The 17,815-nt window shown below is 57.8% G+C and carries 17 protein-coding genes; 7 read left to right on the plus strand and 10 right to left on the minus strand.

Translation table 11 applies throughout. The features are described from left to right. The first annotated feature begins 3 nt into the window (after positions 1-3). Both ACTJKV_RS10625 and ACTJKV_RS10630 read left to right on the plus strand, forming a co-directional pair. Positions 4-789: an ATP12 family chaperone protein gene (locus ACTJKV_RS10625; RefSeq protein WP_274102313.1), complete on the plus strand. Its 786-nt coding sequence runs from the start codon at positions 4-6 to the stop codon at positions 787-789. 83 nt (positions 790-872) lie between these two features. Further along, the gene (locus ACTJKV_RS10630; protein ID WP_112358342.1) at positions 873-1,370 is read left to right on the plus strand and encodes a hypothetical protein; all 498 of its coding nucleotides are present in this window, start codon (positions 873-875) and stop codon (positions 1,368-1,370) included. 17 nt (positions 1,371-1,387) lie between these two features. On the opposite strand, the gene ACTJKV_RS10635 is transcribed toward ACTJKV_RS10630, so the two are convergent. Both ACTJKV_RS10635 and ACTJKV_RS10640 read right to left on the minus strand, forming a co-directional pair. Further along, entirely contained in the window at positions 1,388-2,593 is a 1,206-nt protein-coding gene (locus tag ACTJKV_RS10635) for an MFS transporter (RefSeq protein WP_274102314.1), read from the minus strand. A 158-nt stretch (positions 2,594-2,751) separates the two neighbouring features. Then, positions 2,752-3,456 (minus strand): helix-turn-helix domain-containing protein, encoded by a 705-nt coding sequence (locus tag ACTJKV_RS10640; protein ID WP_274102315.1) that lies wholly within the window; start codon positions 3,454-3,456, stop codon positions 2,752-2,754. 147 nt (positions 3,457-3,603) lie between these two features. Here ACTJKV_RS10640 and ACTJKV_RS10645 point away from each other — a divergent pair, with 147 nt between their 5' ends. The 5 genes from ACTJKV_RS10645 to ACTJKV_RS10665 all read left to right on the plus strand — a co-directional run bounded on the left by ACTJKV_RS10645 (position 3,604) and on the right by ACTJKV_RS10665 (position 8,495). Next, the gene (locus ACTJKV_RS10645) at positions 3,604-4,527 is read left to right on the plus strand and encodes an NADP-dependent oxidoreductase (RefSeq protein ID WP_274102316.1); all 924 of its coding nucleotides are present in this window, start codon (positions 3,604-3,606) and stop codon (positions 4,525-4,527) included. Positions 4,528-4,971: 444 nt separating this feature from the next. Next, positions 4,972-5,988, plus strand: a complete 1,017-nt coding sequence (locus ACTJKV_RS10650; RefSeq protein WP_274102317.1) for an NADP-dependent oxidoreductase — start codon at positions 4,972-4,974, stop codon at positions 5,986-5,988. Positions 5,989-6,127: 139 nt separating this feature from the next. Next, entirely contained in the window at positions 6,128-7,147 is a 1,020-nt protein-coding gene (locus tag ACTJKV_RS10655) for a GlxA family transcriptional regulator (RefSeq protein WP_440598641.1), read from the plus strand. Between the two features lie 176 nt (positions 7,148-7,323). Next, a complete protein-coding gene (locus ACTJKV_RS10660; protein ID WP_274102319.1) occupies positions 7,324-7,785 on the plus strand; it encodes a hypothetical protein in 462 nt (153 codons plus the stop codon). A 155-nt stretch (positions 7,786-7,940) separates the two neighbouring features. Next, positions 7,941-8,495, plus strand: coding sequence for a GNAT family N-acetyltransferase (locus ACTJKV_RS10665; protein ID WP_274102387.1), 555 nt, complete (start codon positions 7,941-7,943; stop codon positions 8,493-8,495). Positions 8,496-8,529: 34 nt separating this feature from the next. On the opposite strand, the gene ACTJKV_RS10670 is transcribed toward ACTJKV_RS10665, so the two are convergent. The 8 genes from ACTJKV_RS10670 to ACTJKV_RS10705 all read right to left on the minus strand — a co-directional run bounded on the left by ACTJKV_RS10670 (position 8,530) and on the right by ACTJKV_RS10705 (position 17,738). Beyond that, complete coding sequence (locus tag ACTJKV_RS10670; RefSeq protein ID WP_274102389.1) at positions 8,530-10,311, minus strand: chloride channel protein; 1,782 nt, start codon at positions 10,309-10,311, stop codon at positions 8,530-8,532. An 18-nt stretch (positions 10,312-10,329) separates the two neighbouring features. Next, positions 10,330-11,160 carry an MBL fold metallo-hydrolase gene (locus tag ACTJKV_RS10675; RefSeq protein ID WP_274102391.1) on the minus strand — a complete coding sequence of 277 codons (831 nt, stop codon included), beginning with the start codon at positions 11,158-11,160 and terminating at the stop codon, positions 10,330-10,332. Positions 11,161-11,163: 3 nt separating this feature from the next. Next, positions 11,164-11,946, minus strand: coding sequence for a TatD family hydrolase (locus ACTJKV_RS10680; RefSeq protein WP_274102392.1), 783 nt, complete (start codon positions 11,944-11,946; stop codon positions 11,164-11,166). Positions 11,947-11,954: 8 nt separating this feature from the next. Beyond that, complete coding sequence (metG, locus tag ACTJKV_RS10685; RefSeq protein ID WP_274102394.1) at positions 11,955-13,505, minus strand: methionine--tRNA ligase; 1,551 nt, start codon at positions 13,503-13,505, stop codon at positions 11,955-11,957. Positions 13,506-13,599: 94 nt separating this feature from the next. Next, entirely contained in the window at positions 13,600-14,625 is a 1,026-nt protein-coding gene (locus ACTJKV_RS10690) for a DNA polymerase III subunit delta' (RefSeq protein WP_274102395.1), read from the minus strand. Further along, positions 14,622-15,290 carry a dTMP kinase gene (tmk, locus tag ACTJKV_RS10695; RefSeq protein WP_113227480.1) on the minus strand — a complete coding sequence of 223 codons (669 nt, stop codon included), beginning with the start codon at positions 15,288-15,290 and terminating at the stop codon, positions 14,622-14,624. Before tmk ends, ACTJKV_RS10690 begins: the two co-directional genes overlap by 4 nt. A 108-nt stretch (positions 15,291-15,398) precedes the next feature. Then, positions 15,399-16,571, minus strand: coding sequence for a D-alanyl-D-alanine carboxypeptidase family protein (locus tag ACTJKV_RS10700; protein ID WP_274102396.1), 1,173 nt, complete (start codon positions 16,569-16,571; stop codon positions 15,399-15,401). Positions 16,572-16,682: 111 nt separating this feature from the next. Next, a complete protein-coding gene (locus ACTJKV_RS10705) occupies positions 16,683-17,738 on the minus strand; it encodes a septal ring lytic transglycosylase RlpA family protein (RefSeq protein ID WP_113265787.1) in 1,056 nt (351 codons plus the stop codon). Between the last annotated feature and the right edge of the window lie 77 nt (positions 17,739-17,815).

The following is a 17,815-nucleotide window of genomic DNA, read 5'->3' on the forward strand; positions in this document are numbered from 1 at the left end:
AAGATGCGTGATTTGCTGAACGATCTTTCGGAGGGCTTGAGCCATCCAGACCCGATCCGCCGGGCGCAGATCCAGATGCAGAAGCCGCTACCCAAGCGTTTCTACAAGGATGTCACCGTTGAGGAGCTGGACGACGGAACATTTACAATCCGTCTCGACGGCAAGACGCTACGCACGCCAGCGAAACATGCACTTTCCGTACCGACGAAAGCGCTTGCCGTCTTGATGCGCGATGAGTGGGATTTGCAGGCCGACGTCGTAGACCCGGCGACCATGCCGGTCTCCCGTCACATCAATACGGCGATTGATGGCATTGCCAATGATCCACAGGCAGTCTTCGAAGATATCCTTCGCTTCTCTTCCACCGACCTCCTGTGCTACCGCGCGGGCGAGCCGGAAGCCCTTGTCGAACGACAGAGCGAGCAGTGGGACCAAGTCATCGACTGGGCTGCGAACACGCTCGGAGCACGCTTCATCCTGATCGAAGGCGTGATGCACCAGGAGCAACCGCGTGAGGCCGTGGCGGCCTTTGCCGTCACTCTGCGCAAATACGATACGCCGATCGAGCTTGCGGCTCTCCACACCATGACCACGCTCACCGGATCGGCGCTCCTTGCGCTCGCCGTGGCCGAAGGGGAGAAATCCCTCGAAGAGGTCTGGGCACTCGCTCATCTGGATGAGGACTGGACTGCCGAACAGTGGGGCGAGGACGAAGAGGCACAGCAACGCCGCGCCGTGCGCTTCACCGACATGCGCGCAGCGGCGCGTGTCCTCGCTGCAGCGCGGTAAAGGTCGTCGTCACGACTTAGAGCATTTTTAACCACGATGGATGAAGATGCACCCTGAGGGTTACCTTAGGGGAGGCGTCTTTCTTGTATCGGCAACTGAAGCGTTTCGGCATGGTTTTGCTGGCGTCGCTCGCACTCATGTCTTTCAGGCTTGGACCTGAAACGGGCGAGCGAGACCGGCTGATCTATGACGTGCGGGGCGCTTTCGTTGCCGCCCGGCCGGATGTCTCGCCGGAGCTTATGCAGTCGATCCATTATCAGGTCGCCAATGCTATCAACGACACGGTGAGGGTGCGTGCGCGACCCCGCGTCGTGCTGACCATCCGGCTCGAATCCTATACCAAAGGCTCCTTGCTTCTAGGCCAACGTGCCTCGGTGAAGGCCGTAGTGCGCGCAGCGGCGGTGCAGACGGGCGAAGTCATCGCCGAGGCGAAATTTACCGTCACGGCAATTGGTATCGATGCCTCGTCGATAGAGCGGGATCTGGCCTTCGGCGTGGCGGAGCGAGTGATATCCGAGTTCAAGCTGAACCGAACCGCACCATCGACACTTGCCACCGCTTTGTTTCCCGGGAGCCGGTAAGCCCACCACGGCGCGCGTCACACGGTGACGCCAACGACCGGCAACTCGTGTCTTCTGATGGCGATCTCGGCAAGAACGAGTGAAGACAGTCCCGCTGCAAAGAATCCGGCTGCGAGGTAAGTGGTGTCGCCGCTGTAAAAGCTGCCGAAACCAACTGCAAACAGTGTGGCAACGAGGCTTGACCCCGACGCGATCAGGGATGCCCCAAACCCCGCCACGTTTCCAAGCGTCTGCATTGCCAATGCATTGAGATTGCCGAACAGGATACCGATCGCAAAGAAGGCGAGGGATAGCAGCGTCAAGAATACCGCGAAGGGCAACACACCCTCTGCGCCCAAAGTCGCAATCATCATCAACAGAGACACCGCCGTTAAACCAATAAAACCGGCACGCGCCATCGTGACCACGCCAAGGCGCTGGACCAGCCTCGCATTGATGAAAGAGGCAAGGCCCACCGCGAGAGCGAGCGCTGCGAAGTACAGCGGGAAGCTCTCAGTCACGCCGTAAGCTTCAAAGAAGAGATCCGCAGCCGTGCTGAGATAGAGGAGCTGCGCCCCGAAAACCAGTCCGGTGGCGATGATCAGCAACGTTACTCTAGGGCTGGAGACAATGCGCCGCGCGTTCAGGAACAGCAGGCGCGGCCGAAATGGAATACGCCGTACCAAAGGCAGCGTTTCGGGATGCCGAGCAGCAACCCACGCTCCGAGCACCACGGCGATGACGAAATAGGCGACAAACACACTGCGCCATCCAGCTATAGCGATAAGTCCCTGCGCCAGAGCGGGAGCCAGCATTGGGACCAGGATAAACAGCGTGAACATGAAGGACATGACACGCGCCATGGCATCGCCCTCGAACTGGTCACGGATCATGGCGCGGGTCGCAATCTTCGGACCGGAGACGCCCACACCTTGCAGGAACCGGCCAATGAGCACCATTTCCAGAGACTGGGCAAAAAGCGCGACGACTGTTCCGAGGAGATAGACGCAAAGCCCGCCGAGGAGTGCTTGCTTGCGCCCGAATGCATCCGAAAGAGGGCCGATGACAAGTTCGCCAAAGGCCATGCCGAAGATGAACAGCGAGATCACGTGATGGGTGGAGAGTGGCGGCGCCACGCCGAGCTCCAGTCCGATCTGCCTCAGACCCGGCAGCAAAGCATCGATGCTGAGCGAGGTGAGGGAGGTCAGCAAGGCGTAGAAAATCAGGCGGCTGCGGAATGTCATCGGATCGAGTAGCGTTCTATAAGGTAATGGGAGGCCACCATAGCGTGCTTGGCCAGTGGAGCAACGCCACTATCCCGGAGAATTGTTCGGCGGACATAAGCGACGGTAGAAGCAGCAACGGCCGCTTTTGACCTGTGGCCAGGTTTGGCAAGGGCCCGTCACGAGGCGGACGTCGGATCTCCGATAAAGGCCGTCGGCGTCATCGATGTGACCTGCCGGAAGGCGGCCGAAAATGCCGCAGTGCTGGCAAAGCCGGCCTGTGTTGCTACGCGCGCAATCGACTCACCACGAGAAAGCTGCTCCATCGCCCAGACGATCCGGACCCGTTGTCGCCACGCCTTGAGCGTCATCCCTGTTTCCGTTGGAAAGAGCCTGCTTGCAGAGCGCACAGAGGTCGCAGCGCGCGATGCCAGGTCGCTCAGATCAAGAGCGTTGCGATGGTCAGCGATCGCAATCTCAGCCAGCCGCCGACCCAGAGTACTTTGTGGAAGAGGCAAGAAGGTCGGGGCATCCTGCATCGCGGTCAGTTCATACAATATCAGCCTGACGACGAGCTCGGCCTTGTCCGACGCCGGATCGATAGCGACGGCCTCATCAAGCAAGGCGCGAAGCAAAGGTGCGATCCGCGAAACGAAGGCGCGATCGGGGAAAGACGAGGGCGCCCAATCCTGCAATGCCTGCTTATGCAATAGCACCAACCAAAGCTCTGCATCGCTCAGGATGTCGAGCCGATGAGAGACACCCCCAGGGATCCACCCGACAAGCTGCGGCGGCACCAACCAAACACCCCGTTCCGTATGCACCTGCACCATGCCGGAGGCAGCAAAGATCAGTTGCGCTTCGTCATGCGTATGAAGCGGCAAGCCAGCGCCTCTTGGCTTTGAAGCACGGTGAATCGTGAAGAGCTGCTGCACGTCTGTTTGGCCTTTGCGCGATGCCATTTGGCGCCACATCGAAGAAGAAGTTGGCTAACATGAGGAATACAAGGCAATCAAGGCAAGGTTTGATAGATGGAAATGAAAACTGTCCTGATCCGGGAATACGGCTCCAACGATGTCGTAGAGGTCATAGACGTTCTCCGGCCAGAACCGGGGGTGCGCGAAGTGTTGGTCAAAGTACACGCTGCGGGCGTCAATCCGATCGACTGGAAAATCCGCGGTGGCGCCGGTGAACGGATGGGAATGACGCTACCCATACGGCTAGGCAGCGAAGTCGTTGGCACGATAGAAACCTGCGGTGCCGGCGTCAGTCAATTTCAAAAAGGTGATGCAGTATTCGGCATGGTACCATCTGGCGCATTTTCGCAATACGCTGTCATCAACGCAGATCATCTGGTGCTCAAACCGAAAAACTTGAGCGTCGTCGAAGCCGCAGCGATCCCGCTGGCCGGGACAACCGCCTGGCAAGCACTGTTCGACGAGGCGAAACTCTCGGCAGGCCAACGGCTGCTGATCACCAACAGCTCCGGTGGCGTCGGCTCTCTCGCCATTCAATTTGCCAAGGCTCGCGGCGCTCACGTCACCGCAGTCGCCTCTGGCCGCAACGAAAAATTCGTGCGTGACTTGGGCGCCGATCACTTCATCGACTATACACGCCAGGCTTTCGAAGACATTGCCACCGACATGGATGTCGTTCTCGACACGATGGGCGGTAAGGTTTACCATCGGGCATTACAAACCCTGAGGAAGGGCGGCAAGATGATCACGGTCGTGGCATTTCCTCAGGACGAGGCCGAGCAATACGGCGTCAGTGCTAAACGATCCTTCACCGTTCCAAACGCTCTAAGTCTGAAAGAAATTGCCCGCTTGGTCGAGGCAGGGAAAGTCACGCCATATATTGATGCGGTCTTGCCTTTTGCGGACGTTCGAGACGCATTTGCAATATCGGAGGCCGGTCGCACCCGCGGCAAGATCGTTCTTACAGTCCCGGAGTAACCGCTTTCGTCTCGTGTGTTGGCGCTTGAGTTCGATCCGATTCCGCCCATTTTACCATGGGCGAACTGGGCGGCACACGATATGGTCGTCGATATAGTCTGAAGATTTTTGTGCCGCGGGACCCATGCCAAGTTTAATTGTCATTATTGCTGCATTGGCGGGCGTGTCATTGCTGTGCTTGTTTGGCGTTGTTGGCCTTGCCGCATACTCTGCGGCGCAATCTCAGTGCCCCGATGGAAACGACTGTTACGACGCAAAGTTTGCGATGGTCGTCGCAGGAGTTATGGCGACGATCGGACTCCTCTTGGCGATCCCGCTCTGCAGAACCATCTGGCGTGCGCTGCGCCAATCTTGAGCAATCGCGGCGCTCGCTTGCTATGCCCCGCCTTGGAAACGCTGCAGGGCTTCCTAGATAAGTCTGATGCTGAACAAGAGGAGCATCAGATGACTTCTGCACGCCGTATCGTTCTCGCAAGCAGACCCGCTCGGCAACCAGGATCTGATAATTTCCGCACCGAGGCGTTCGAACTTCCCGAGGCAGGCGAGGGCGACGTCACCGTCAAGGCTCTCTATCTCTCCCTCGATCCCTATATGCGTGGTCGCATGAGCGACGCGAAATCCTATGCAGCACCGGTTCCCGTCGGCGGCGTCATGGAGGGAGAGGCGATCTCCGAGGTGGTCAAATCCAGACACAACGACTTTTCACCGGGAGACATCGTCCGCGGCAGGACAGGCTGGAGCAGTCACGCGGTCATCAATGGCGACCAACTCCGTCGCGTCGAAACCCACGGCGCGCCGATCACCACATCGCTTGGCGCACTCGGTATGCCAGGCTTCACCGCATGGGCCGGACTGAAGTTCATTGGCCAGCCCAAGGCAGGTGAAACGGTCGCAGTTGCTGCAGCGTCGGGACCGGTGGGCTCGATGGTAGGACAATTGGCAAAGCTCGCCGGCGCCCGCGCCATCGGTATCGCTGGCGGCAAGGAGAAGTGCGCATTCGTGAAAAACGAGCTTGGGTTTGACGCTGTCGTCGATCACCGCTCGGAGAACTTCGAATCGGACCTGAAAGCCGCTTGCCCCGATGGCATCGATGTCTATTTCGAAAATGTCGGCGGTCGTGTCTGGGATGGCGTGCTTCCGCTTCTCAACCAGTTTGCGCGCGTTCCCGTCTGCGGGCTCGTCGCACACTATAATGGCGCCGGCGCTGGCGATAAGGATCGCCTCCCGGCGACAATGTCGACCATCCTTCGCCAGAGCATCCTCGTGCGTGGCTTCATTCAGATCGAATTCGCAAAGGACCATTTCGACGAGTTTCTGGCGGAGATCGGTCCTCGTGTGGCCGCTGGCGAAATCCATTACCGTGAAGACATTGTGGAGGGCCTGGAGAAGGCGCCCGAAGCCTTTATCGCCATGCTTTCCGGAGGCAATTTTGGCAAGCTGCTGGTCAAGATTGCCGAATGACAGCCCGTTCTGGCACCGCGTGCCGAGGCGCACGGTGCCAGAACACCTTAGTCCCATGGCAGCCCTGCGCTTTGCGCCGCATCACTATTTGCTTGCACGGGCCTTTCAGATCATGTGACAAGATTTCGGAGGATCAAAGATGAAGCACCTCCCAAATCGTCAAGATAGTTTGCCAGCGAAGCGGTTGAAGGTGGGCTTTGTCCTGGCCAAATCCTTCACGCTTTCACCATTTGCCTTGTTCATCGACACGTTGCGGCTGGCAAGTGACGAAACGGACCATTCGGGCCGCGTGTTTGCCGACTGGCACGTGCTCGGGAGTACCAGGCATCTCATCACCTCAAGCTGCGGTGTCCAGATCGCACCGACAAGTGACTTCATCGACCCGTCCAACTTTGATTACATCGTCGTGGTGGGCGGCTTGCTACGCGTGCCCGAACCCGTCGATCACGCCACCATGACCTTCCTGAAATCTGCAGCAGCCAAGGGCGTGAGAATGATCGGTGTTTGCACCGGCTCTTTCATTCTGGCCGAAGCAGGGCTGCTTGACGGCCACGAAGTCTGCGTAAGCTGGCTCCATTATCAGGCCTTTCAGGAGCGTTTCCCGCATCTCGTCGTACGACCCGATCGCTTGTTTCATCTTGAAGGTCGAAGAGGGTCTTGTGCTGGCGGTAGCAGTTCCGCGGATCTTGCAAACGTCATCGTCGAGCGTCACATCGGTCGCGACGCCGCCCGCAATGCGCTGGAAGTTCTCCAGATGGATAGGGTGCGAAGCTCAAACGCGCCGCAATCTCGTCAGCCCCTGAAGATGCAGGTCAAGGAGCCGCGTGTCCTCGCCTCGCTGATTACGATGGAGCAACACCTTTCCGGCGATATAAACACCGAACGGCTCGCCAAGTCCGTCGGTCTCTCCCGCAGACAGTTGGAACGTCTCTTTGAAATAACGATAGGAATGCCACCAGCAGCGGCTTACCGCCAACTGCGCCTCGAGCGAGCCTTTGAGCTTCTGACGAATACCGACCGCGAAATCACCGAGGTCGCCTTCGACGTCGGATACGTCAACCCGTCGCATTTCACCAAGTCTTTCAAACTCGCGTTCGGCGAGACGCCATCGAGTGCCAGGGCGAGGCGAGGGGCGAAAGGTTTGGAGCAGGGTAACTGAAGAGCAAATTGTAAGACTAGGAATTGATCTCGAGACCGAAGCCCGAGGCTACGTTAGATCCCGTGATTGCCGCTGAATCCCAGTTCTAAACTACAACAGACCCGGTGATGGTCCGATACGAGCTAAACGGAGTCACCTTTTTCCTGGGCATCGATAAAGCTCACGATAGGAAATCTATGTCTAAAGGCGTGCTACGGTTCTTCTTCGATTATGGTGCTGGTGGCTGTCTGTGGGCTGGTGATGAAGCGACACTTGCTCGTCTAGATGTAGGGCCAGTTGATGCCTCAACTTTCGACCTCGAAGGAAGAGTTAGTGTACGTCCGCCGCTAGAGCTTTCGGACGTCGCTCAAACTCTTCGGGATCGGTTGGACTTCCAGCACTCCCGCTACCTCAACCCTATATATCCGCCTTATCCAAGCTTGTGGAGCCAAGCGCTTTGTGACCGATTTAATGATGACGTGGACCGCTTACTAGCGATCCTGCGCGTCGAACTCGACAATCAATACGAGATACGTGACGAGCAAATCAGGTACGTGGAAGACCCAGAACTTGGCGAATATCTGACGCAAAATCCCACTCTGTCACCAATCACCGAAATTGAGTCCCGATCGCATAAAGAGAAGAGTTGGTCGACGTGAGTGAGAGGGGACTATTGCATTTCTGTCCGGCCCAACTGTCGCATTACCAAGATGGGCGCTACACACGAAGATCGCATAATATAGATTATGGAACTAAAACAATTCTTTAGTGGCTGCTGAGGCAGATAGCCCCTTGAACCGCCTTGAAATCGAGCGTGGATCATCTGATCATACTTATCGGAATTGGCGTCAAGGCTATGGGGTTTGTATTGGAACGCTTCGAATTACGGCGATTGCGTGCGGCGGATGCACCAGCGTTTCGGCATATCCGTTTACAGGCACTGTACAAGCATCCCGAAGCGTTTGGCGCTTCGTGGGCGGATGAAAATGAATTTGATGAACCGCACTTCGCCAAAAGACTGGAAAGCGGCTATGTTATCGGCGGGTTCTCTGATCAACAGACTATTGTTGGCACAATTGGTATCAAGTCCTCTCAAGCTGAGAAGACGCGACACATAGCTTCTATTTGGGGCATGTATGTCAGCCCTTCAGCGCGTAGTCGTGGGTTGGGGCGGCTTTTACTCATGGCGGCGATATCCGAACTGGAGCACTCCGTTAAATCGATAAGGCTCTGCGTGGAAGCCAACAACGGAGCGGCGATAAACCTCTATGAGTCTGTCGGTTTCAGACGTTGGGCTCTTGAGGCCGAAGCACTCAAGGTTGGAGATACGTATCACGATGAGATTTTGATGCGTTTGGATGTCACCTAGAAACGGTCTTCAACATCTGTCATCCGACTACTCCTCAAATCTCACCCGAAGCCTCGCGGCGTCGCATCTCCAGTTCTTCGCTGTAGCGGCGTAACGTGTGGCTTTCAGTCAACAGTCCCACCGGCCGGTTTTCCACCTTGTCATTGACGACGGCCAGCGCTTCGCTTTCGGTGTTGTCGAAAGCGGCAGCGGCTTGGCGCGCGTTCATGGTCGGAAGCAGCACGTCGTTCTTGTAATGCAGATATGTTTCAAGTCCGATCTTCGAAGCGTCGCGCTCCATCGGGTCGGCGTAGATTTCCGGCACCAGAATCATGCCTGCATAGCGACCGTCGTCGTGGGTCATGATGACGCGCTGGGTCGAGCCGAGCGGAAACTTTTCCTTGAAGGCTTCAAGGCCCATGCTGAGGTTGGCTTTGCGGATATCGGCACGCATCATCTTGCCAACGGTCAGGTCGCGGATCCAGCCGATGTCATGCGCGCTACGGATGCTTTCTCCGCGCAGGTGAAAACGCCATGTGGCGAAGGAGTAGCCGAAGGTGGTTCGCACCACGAGCGATGTGGTGATCACGGCGGCCAGCACAAGCGCGGTGATCTGGAAGTCACCGGTCAGCTCCAGGGCAAGAAACGTCATGGTCAAAGGGCCACCGATGATAGCGGCAGCAAAGGCGCTCATGCCGATAACGGCGTAGACGACCGGTTGCGTGGCGCCATAGCCGATATATGGTGCGCAGATCGCAAAAATCTTGCCCAGTAGCGAGCCCATGAACAGCGACGCGAAAAACAGGCCGCCACGGAAGCTCGATCCGATGGAGACCGCACTGGCCGTCGCCTTGAGCAGAAACAGCCCCACAAGGCCAAACAGTGTAATATTCGCATCGAGATTGAGATGCAGCGCGCCATGGCCGCTGGACAGCACCTGCGGTGAAATCAGTGCCAATGCGCCAACGACGAGACCACCGAGTGTTGGACGAAGCCAAAGTGGAATGGCGCTTTTGCGCGCGGTCTCCTCGATGAAGGATACTGCCTGCATCAGAACGATGCCGATGCCTGCGCACACGACGCCGAGGAAGATGGCTGGCACATAATCCGTCGGCGTCACCGTACTGGAGCCGACAACATCGATATTGATGCCATGGTGTGAAACGAGACCTGCCACGATATTCGCCACCAGCGCTGAGACGATCAGCGGTGCAAGCGTGACGATGGTATAGGTGCCGATAATCAACTCGATGGCGTAGAACGTACCCGTCAACGGCGCGTTGAAGGCGGCAGCAATGGCGCCGGCGGCGCCGCATCCAACAAGGATGCGCATGTCCCCTCGCCTCAGCTTCAAATTAAGACCGAGTTTCGACGCGACGCCACTGGCGACCTGCGTATAGCCAGCCTCAAGGCCGACAGAGGCGCCAAAGCCGTTGGAGACGATGTTCTGCACGCAGACAATGATACTGTCGGTCAAAGACAGACGCCCGCCATGCAGCGCATTGGCCTCGATCGGGTCGACCATCGGCTTTTTGCGGGTTCGGGAGAGAATGAAGAGAATCAAGCCAAGAACCGCACCACCGACGACTGGCCCGGCCAGCACGGTCCAACCAGTGAGATTGCTGCTGCTCAGCCTCTCGACCCCGAAGACGAAAACGTGAAGCGCCGTGCTCAGCGCGCCAATCAAAGCAACGAGAAGCCCTGCGGCGGCACCAACGAGGATCGCGAGAATGACGAGCGCAAGTTCGCCGCGACGGAACAGAGCACGCAGTCGACCGCTGCGGATATTGTCGAAAAAGCTCGCCATGCTGGGGGCGCGGAAGGGCTTGGTCGACATTGCATTCCTCTGTTGCAGCTACAGGCGCTCGTCCGCCAATTCCACCTCGAAACGCATCTGATCATAGCCGGGTTCGACATGGTCCGGCGTTTCCCGCAAGACGGTTTCATAATCCAGTGGCGTGTGCATATGCGTCAGTATCGCGTGCTTGGCGCCAAGCTTCTCGATCCAGGCGAGCGACTGCTCAAGCGAAAGATGGCTGGGGTGATAGCGATACTGCAACGTGTCGATGACAATCGTGTCGAGATTTTGAAGTTTCGCTACGGATTCTGGTGGAAAATCACTGACATCTGTGCAGTAGGCCACATCCCCGATGCGAAATCCAAGCGAGATGATATCGCCATGTTGCTGCAGGTGCGGCGTGATCCGCAGACGACCACCCTCGCCGTCGATGACGATGTCCTGATCCAGATCCTCGATCAGATGGGGTTCGATGATCGGCGGATAGTTGCTGCCGACGGGCGTCTCAAGACAGTAAGGAAAACCGTCGCGAATGCGTTGCATCGTGTCCGGCTCGGCATAGATCGGTATCCGGCTTCCAGAGGTGATGAAGTAGCCGCGCAGATCGTCGATTCCGTGCAGATGATCCGCATGATGATGGGTGTAAATCACGGCATCGATCGTCTTGACCCCGGCAGCAATCATTTGCTCGCGAAAATCCGGACCGGTATCGACAACGACCGTCGTTACACCGCCGTCTGGCGCGATCTGCTCGATCAGGAACGCGGCACGGGTGCGTCTGTTTTTCGGGTTGGTCGGGTCGCAGGCACCCCAGTCTCCATTGATGCGCGGAACGCCAGGAGAAGACGAACAGCCAAGAATGGTGAAGCGACGCCGGTATAATGCCAAGGATCAGACCTTTGTCATTTTCGAAAAACAGCGAAAAGCATTGTCCGTGGTGATCTCGGCCATTTTCTCGTAGGAGAGGCCGTGAACCTCGGCCAGTACCTCAGCCGTGTTGACGACGTAGGATGGCTCGTTGCGCTTCCCACGCCAGCGCTTCGGCGCAAGATACGGCGCATCCGTTTCCACCAGTAGCCGGTCCAGGGGAACTGTCGCGGCGATATCGCGGATGTCCTGCGACTTCGGAAAGGTCAGAATGCCGGAAAAGGACACGTAGCCGCCAAGCTCGACACCAGCCTTTGCAAGATCGGGACCTGCTGAGAAGCAATGGAGAATGAAGGGGAAGGCCCCCTTCCCGCTTTCCTCGCGCAAGATTGCGATCATGTCATCATCGGCGCTGCGGCTGTGAATGACGAGCGGGAGCTTGGTGATGCGTGCCGCTTCGATATGGCGCCGCAGGCCGGTTTTCTGGTCTTCCGGCTTCTGCGTATCATAGAAGTGATCCAGACCCGCCTCACCGATCGCCACGATCTTGTCATGGCTGTTGGCAAGCCGCACGAGGTCGTCCGTTGAAATATCCAACTCTTCGTCGGCATTGTTCGGATGCGTACCGACCGAACAGAAAACGGACGGATATGCGTCTACGATCTTAAGCAGTTCCGGCAGACGCCGAACACGGGTCGAGATCGTCACCATCTGGGCAACGCCCGACGCATGGGCGCGCGCGATGATGTCGTCGCGCTCCGCATCAAAATCGGCAAAGTCCAGATGGCAATGGGTATCGATCAGCATGCTGTGCTTCACGCCTCCGGCGCCACATAACGCGGGAAGACCGGCTTTGGCGCCTCAAGCGGCGTACCGGGCACCAGACGACCAGCTTCTCCAAGCGCCGCAAAATCCCGCTTGTCGGCAGGTGAAGCCACGAGATCGAGAAGCTTCTCGCAGGAGGCCGGCATGAAGGGCTGCAGCAAAATGCCGATCTGGCGCACGACTTCCGCCGTCACATAAAGCACGGTGCCCATCCGCTCCGGATCGGTCTTCTTTAGCGCCCATGGTTCCTGGCTGGCGAAATAGCGGTCCGTTTCGGAAACGACAGCGATGATCGAGGCCAGCGCCTTGTGGATCATCTGCTTGTTCATCTCGTCGCGGCAGCTCGCCAAAAGCGCATCGGCCGCAGCAAGCATGGCCTTGTCTTCATCGGTGTAGGGACCGGGTGTAGGGATTTGCCCATCGCAGTTCTTGACGATCATGGAGAGCGAACGGCTGGCGAGGTTGCCAATACCGTTGGCGAGATCGGCGTTGATACGGGTCGCAATACCCTCCTCGCTGTAGCTGCCATCCTGGCCGAATGAGACTTCGCGCAGGAAGAAATAGCGTACCTGATCAAGCCCGAAATGGTTCACCAGATTGACCGGATCGACCACATTGCCGAGAGACTTCGACATCTTCTCGCCCTTGTTGAGCAGGAAGCCATGAGCATAGACGCGCTTTGGCAGCGGCAGCCCCGCGCTCATCAGGAAAGCTGGCCAGTAGACGGCGTGGAAACGGATAATGTCCTTGCCGATGATATGCACATCAGCCGGCCAGTATTTTGCCCGCGGGCCATTTTTGTCTTCAATATAGCCTGTCGCAGTAATGTAGTTGGTCAGCGCATCTACCCACACATACATCACATGCTTCGGATCGTTCGGCACCTTGATGCCCCAGTCGAAGGTCGTGCGCGAAACGGAAAGATCCTTCAGACCCGATTTGACGAAGGAGATGATTTCATTGCGGCGCTCGGCCGGACCAATGAAATCGGGATTCTCCTCATAGTGCTTCAAAAGCTTGTCTTGATATTCTGAGAGCTTGAAGAAGTAGCTTTCCTCCTCCACCCACTCCACCGGCGTGCCTTGCGGCCCATAGCGAACGCCATCGGCGCGCACCTCGGTTTCGTCCTCGGCGTAATAGGCCTCATCGCGGACCGAGTACCATCCGGCGTAGCTATCCTTGTAGATGTCACCGGCATTTGACATCAGGTTCCAGATGTTGCGCGACGTCTCGTGGTGACGCTCTTCCGTGGTACGGATGAAATCGTCGTTGGAGGCATTCAGCAGCTTGCCCATCTCGCGAAACTGATCGGAATTGCGCTGCGCCAGTTCTTCCGGCGAAATGCCTTCCGCACGCGCCGTCTGCTGCATCTTCTGCCCGTGCTCGTCGGTGCCCGTCAGAAAGAACACATCCCGCCCATCCAGACGCTGAAACCGCGCCATGGCATCCGTCGCGATCAGCTCATAGGCATGGCCGATATGCGGCTTGCCGTTTGGGTAGGAAATCGCGGTGGTGATGTAAAAAGGGGTCTTGTCTGTCATGACGCTCGATCGGCTTTACGGTCTGATTTTTGAGTTAGACCGCTTTAGCCTATTGTTCGCACAAGCGAAAGCAAAAGCCGTACATTTCGTACGATCAAACCGAGCGCATGTCTTCCAGAATGGAAAGCACCATCTGCTTCTTGTCGAGATTATAGGCCTGCGCAATCGTAATACGCTCGGAGAGCGACGATGACAGGCGCGCCTGGCGCTCGGCGCCCCTCAGATCACCGGCGACGGCCGCGGCTTTGGCGCGGTGCATCAGCTCTTCGGTCGCGTGCTCCATGAAAAATCCGAGAATGATATCGCCATCCTTCTGCGCCAAAGCATCGGCCAGCTTGTGCATCTGCTTGCGTGCCGAAGGCCCTTCCGCACTCATCACGGCGTTGAAGACGTCGACGATATCGGAGCCGCCATAATTGACGAGCTTCAGCGCTTGCGCGACGCTGCCTTTGGAGGCTTGTAGCAACGCCTCGCGCTTCTCGCCTGCGACACTCAGCCCCAGATTATCAAGTGCACGCTCCATGGCGCTGTCAGCCAAAGGCTGGAGACGCAGGGGCATGCAGCGCGATCGTATGGTTGGCAGAAGCTTGCCGGGCGCATGGGACAGCACCAGGAACATTGCCCGTTTCGGCGGCTCCTCCAGGATTTTCAGGATCGCATTGGCAGCGTTGCGGTTGAGGTCATCCGCCGGGTCGATGATCACGATCCGCCAGTTGCCAGTGCCCGACGTTTGCGAGAAGAAGTGCCCTGCCCGCCTCACCTCATCCACGGTGATGGCAGACTTCGTCTTTCCGGTTTTTTCATCGACTGGCCGAGTCAGGTGCAGGAGATTGTGCGATGCGCCCGATGAAATCTGGCGGCTGACGAAAGACGATGGCTCAGGATCGGCAATCTGGTCGGGCGCCTCCGTCGGATCGGGATGGGTGAGAACATGATTGGCGAAGCGAAAGGCGAGCGTCGCCTTGCCGATCCCTTCCGGCCCTTCGATCAGAACGGCATGGTGCCCTTTGCCGGAGCGATAGGACTGCGCTAGAAATTGCTCCGCCTCTTCATGACCGAAAAGGCGCGTATTGTCCTGAGGGGCAATGGCACCATCGAGAACGCCTGGCGTCTCACTCATTGCGCCACATCCGGAAGATGATCAAAACGCTCCAGCAACGGCTCGACCATGGACAGAACGTCTTCCGTCACCCTCTCTTGCGGCTGCTTGGCATCCACGATCCGGCAACGCCGTGGCTCGTTCAGCGCAATGTCAAGATAAGCTTCGCGCCGCTTTTCATGCGTTTCCAGCTCTTCCTTCTCGAAACGATCAGGCGTTGCGCCATCATCGGCGCGCTTGCGTGCCCGCGCCAAACCATCCACAGCCGGAATATCGAAGATCAGCGTGAGATCAGGCATGGTGCCGTCCACCGCAATACGTTGCAGCGTCTCGATAAAATCCGGCTCCAGGTTTCCAGTCGTTCCCTGATAAACGCGTGACGAATCGAGAAAGCGATCGCACAGAACCACCGCGCCGCTCTCGAGTGCCGGACGGATCACCTCTTCGACATGGTCGTTTCGTGCTGCGGCAAACAGCATCGCTTCCATGCGCACGCCAAATGCTTCCGCAGCCCCGGAGAGCAGCACGTGACGAATGGCTTCTGCCCCTGGCGAACCGCCGGGCTCCCGTGTCACGACAACTTCCAACCCGCGGCTGCGCAGGGTTTCCGCCAGAATACGGATCTGCGTGGACTTGCCAGCGCCCTCGCCGCCTTCAAAGCTTATGAACAGTCCTTTTTGGGGCAATGTCTTTTCCTGATAGTCTCAGCTTTGCTTCTTATTAGACGATATCGCCGCGGCGCGAAACGGCTTCGGCGACGCTGCGCATCCTTTTCAGGCGTACCGCGGGCTTTTTCAGAGCCAGAAAAACAGCAGTTCTTTCAGGGCGCCTGCCGCATTCTGGGTCAGCGTGCCGGGTGCAACGGCCGCCGTCGTATAAAGCGGCACTTCCCGCAACAATCGCTCACCGGAGAAGATGCGAAGCGTAGCAGCGTTGAAACCCGGCTCAAGCGGCGCGTTGAGCGGCCAGTTGTAGACGATCCGCCCCGATAACCGATCAGGGTTGTTGAGCGGCACGAGCACGCTTACCGTCTCATGCACCGCAAGATCGATGGCCGAAGCCGCGCCGCCATAGACGCTGACGCTGCCAACGGTCTCGTTCTTTTGAAACAGCTCGCGCTTTTGAAACGCCGTCAGTCCCCACTCGACGACGCGACGGGCTTCTTCCTGCCGCGTCTTGTCGTCTTCCATCCCGGCAAGCGTCAGGTAGATACGGCGACCGTCTCGTTCGGCGGAGATGACAGCGGAATAGCCATGGCCCTCGGCAAAGCCGAGCCCAAGACCATCGATGCCGAGATCAGGGGCAAGAAGCGTATTCTTGTTGCGTTGAAAGATGCGGTTCCACTCGAAATCCGGCTTGGTGAACAGGCTGTAGCGATCCGGATAGGTATCGCGCATATGCTTGGCCAGCGTCACCATGTCCTTGGCGGTCGTCTTGTTGGCCGGGTCGGGAAGACCAGTGGAATTGGCAAAGACGCTTCCCGTCAGACCAAGCGCTTTCGCCCGCTCCGTCATCGTCTTGGCGAAGGCCGCGTCGGAGCCAGTCATGCCTTCCGCCAGAATGATGCAGCCATCATTGGCATTTTGAACCACGATGCCTGTCAGAAGATCATTGATGCTGACGGAGGATTTCAGTGCTGCAAACATGGTTGACGTTCGGGACGGAGCACCACCCGTTCGCCAGGCATATTCCGAGACAGGATAAGCCGTCTCCGGCGTGACGCGCTCATTCTTCAGCGCATCCAGAACGGTTTCAACCGTCATCAGCTTGGCAAGAGAGGCAGGTGGAAATTGGGTGTTCTCATTCAGCGATAGCAGGACTGTGCCCGTCTCGGCATCGATCATATAGGCCTGCTGCGCTTTGACCGCGAGACCACCGGATTGGGAAAACGCAGTGCCTATGCTGCAGGCAAGCGCCAGCGCAACGAGGCTGAGACGCCGGAAGATTTTCGGTATCAAAGTCACCATGAAACGCCGGCCCGCCGTCTGTTTTGCTGCTTCACGCCCGCCGGACGATCCATAAAATGGAATCGTCCTCAGACACAGCGATTATGGGCCACAAGGCCGCCGAGGCAAAGCTCAACGGGCCTTGTTCTGCTTGTTCTTTACGTAGTTCAGAATGGACTGTTCCGTCAGCTCGCCACGCTCGACAAGAACGGCGTCGAAAACGTGAGCAGCCTTGGATGCTGGCGCTGCTTCGGAATAGGCGGAAGCGTAGCGCGGCGATGGGCCTGGAACGCGCAGGAAGTTGCCTTCAGGACGCTCGTTGATAAACGGACCGATCTCTGGAAGCGCGATGAACTGAACGTTGCCCTGCCCTCCAAAGGAAGCCGGAGCGGGACCCTCAACCAGCGGCATGGCCTGGAGCGCATTGTTCTTCTTCGTGCCAACCAGCGCGGTCTGCGCCGAGCCACCGTAAGCAGGGTTGGATGGAATCGGAATATTGCTTTTCGATGCAGAGGCAACCATCACACCGCTTGCAATCTGACCTTCAGGATTGACGCCCGGAGAACGCGATCCTTTGGGAATGTAGGACGCCATGAGGAATGGCATGTCGTGACCGTCAAGCGGTGCGCGACCGACATACTGCACGCGAACCTTGGCAGTGCCCGTACCCTTCATGTCGAGCAGATCGGCTGTCTTGCTGGAGACGTCGATCAGGCGACCCTCATGGAACGGGCCGCGATCGTTGACGCGCACGACGACAGAGGAGCCGTTTTCGAGGTTGGTCACGCGGGCGTAGCTTGGAAGCGGGAACGTCGGATGGGCGGCAGAAAGATGTTCTTTGTCGTAGGCTTCGCCATTGGCCGTCATGCGGCCATGAAAGGCGGAACCATACCAGGATGCCAGGCCTGACTTGTCGTAGCCCGGATCTTCCTTCGGGAAGTACCGACGGCCCTTGACCGTGTAGGCGTTACCGACGAGGAACCGGCCACCGCCCTTGGGGACGTTGGCACCTTCTGCGATACGCGGACTTGCCTTCACGCCATATTCCGACTCGGCGAAATATTCCTTGCTGCGCTTCGGCTTCGTTTTTGTTTCCGACGTCGTCGAACATGATGCGGTCGCGGCGCAGAGAACGGCAATGCCGACCCATTTGACGCTGACGCCAAGCTTCGTAACGGTAGACTTCAAATTCTTGCCCCGTGCTGCTTTAGACCGCGCCTGTGCACGGCCCCTCTCACACCTCGATGATCACGCCCATCACATCG

It is taken from the genome of Agrobacterium sp. 22117 (assembly GCF_052045735.1).
Lineage (GTDB): Bacteria > Pseudomonadota > Alphaproteobacteria > Rhizobiales > Rhizobiaceae > Agrobacterium > Agrobacterium cavarae.

What these genes read in the sequence shown, in the direction of transcription:
- ACTJKV_RS10625 (WP_274102313.1), top strand. Translation starts at nt 4, where the DNA reads ATGCGTGATTTGCTGAACGATCTTTCGGAGGGCTTGAGCCATCCAGAC.
- ACTJKV_RS10635 (WP_274102314.1), bottom strand. Translation starts at nt 2,593, where the DNA reads ATGACATTCCGCAGCCGCCTGATTTTCTACGCCTTGCTGACCTCCCTC.
- ACTJKV_RS10645 (WP_274102316.1), top strand. Translation starts at nt 3,604, where the DNA reads ATGGAAATGAAAACTGTCCTGATCCGGGAATACGGCTCCAACGATGTC.
- ACTJKV_RS10650 (WP_274102317.1), top strand. Translation starts at nt 4,972, where the DNA reads ATGACTTCTGCACGCCGTATCGTTCTCGCAAGCAGACCCGCTCGGCAA.
- ACTJKV_RS10655 (WP_440598641.1), top strand. Translation starts at nt 6,128, where the DNA reads ATGAAGCACCTCCCAAATCGTCAAGATAGTTTGCCAGCGAAGCGGTTG.
- ACTJKV_RS10660 (WP_274102319.1), top strand. Translation starts at nt 7,324, where the DNA reads ATGTCTAAAGGCGTGCTACGGTTCTTCTTCGATTATGGTGCTGGTGGC.
- ACTJKV_RS10670 (WP_274102389.1), bottom strand. Translation starts at nt 10,311, where the DNA reads ATGTCGACCAAGCCCTTCCGCGCCCCCAGCATGGCGAGCTTTTTCGAC.
- ACTJKV_RS10680 (WP_274102392.1), bottom strand. Translation starts at nt 11,946, where the DNA reads ATGCTGATCGATACCCATTGCCATCTGGACTTTGCCGATTTTGATGCG.
- metG (WP_274102394.1), bottom strand. Translation starts at nt 13,505, where the DNA reads ATGACAGACAAGACCCCTTTTTACATCACCACCGCGATTTCCTACCCA.
- ACTJKV_RS10690 (WP_274102395.1), bottom strand. Translation starts at nt 14,625, where the DNA reads ATGAGTGAGACGCCAGGCGTTCTCGATGGTGCCATTGCCCCTCAGGAC.
- ACTJKV_RS10700 (WP_274102396.1), bottom strand. Translation starts at nt 16,571, where the DNA reads ATGGTGACTTTGATACCGAAAATCTTCCGGCGTCTCAGCCTCGTTGCG.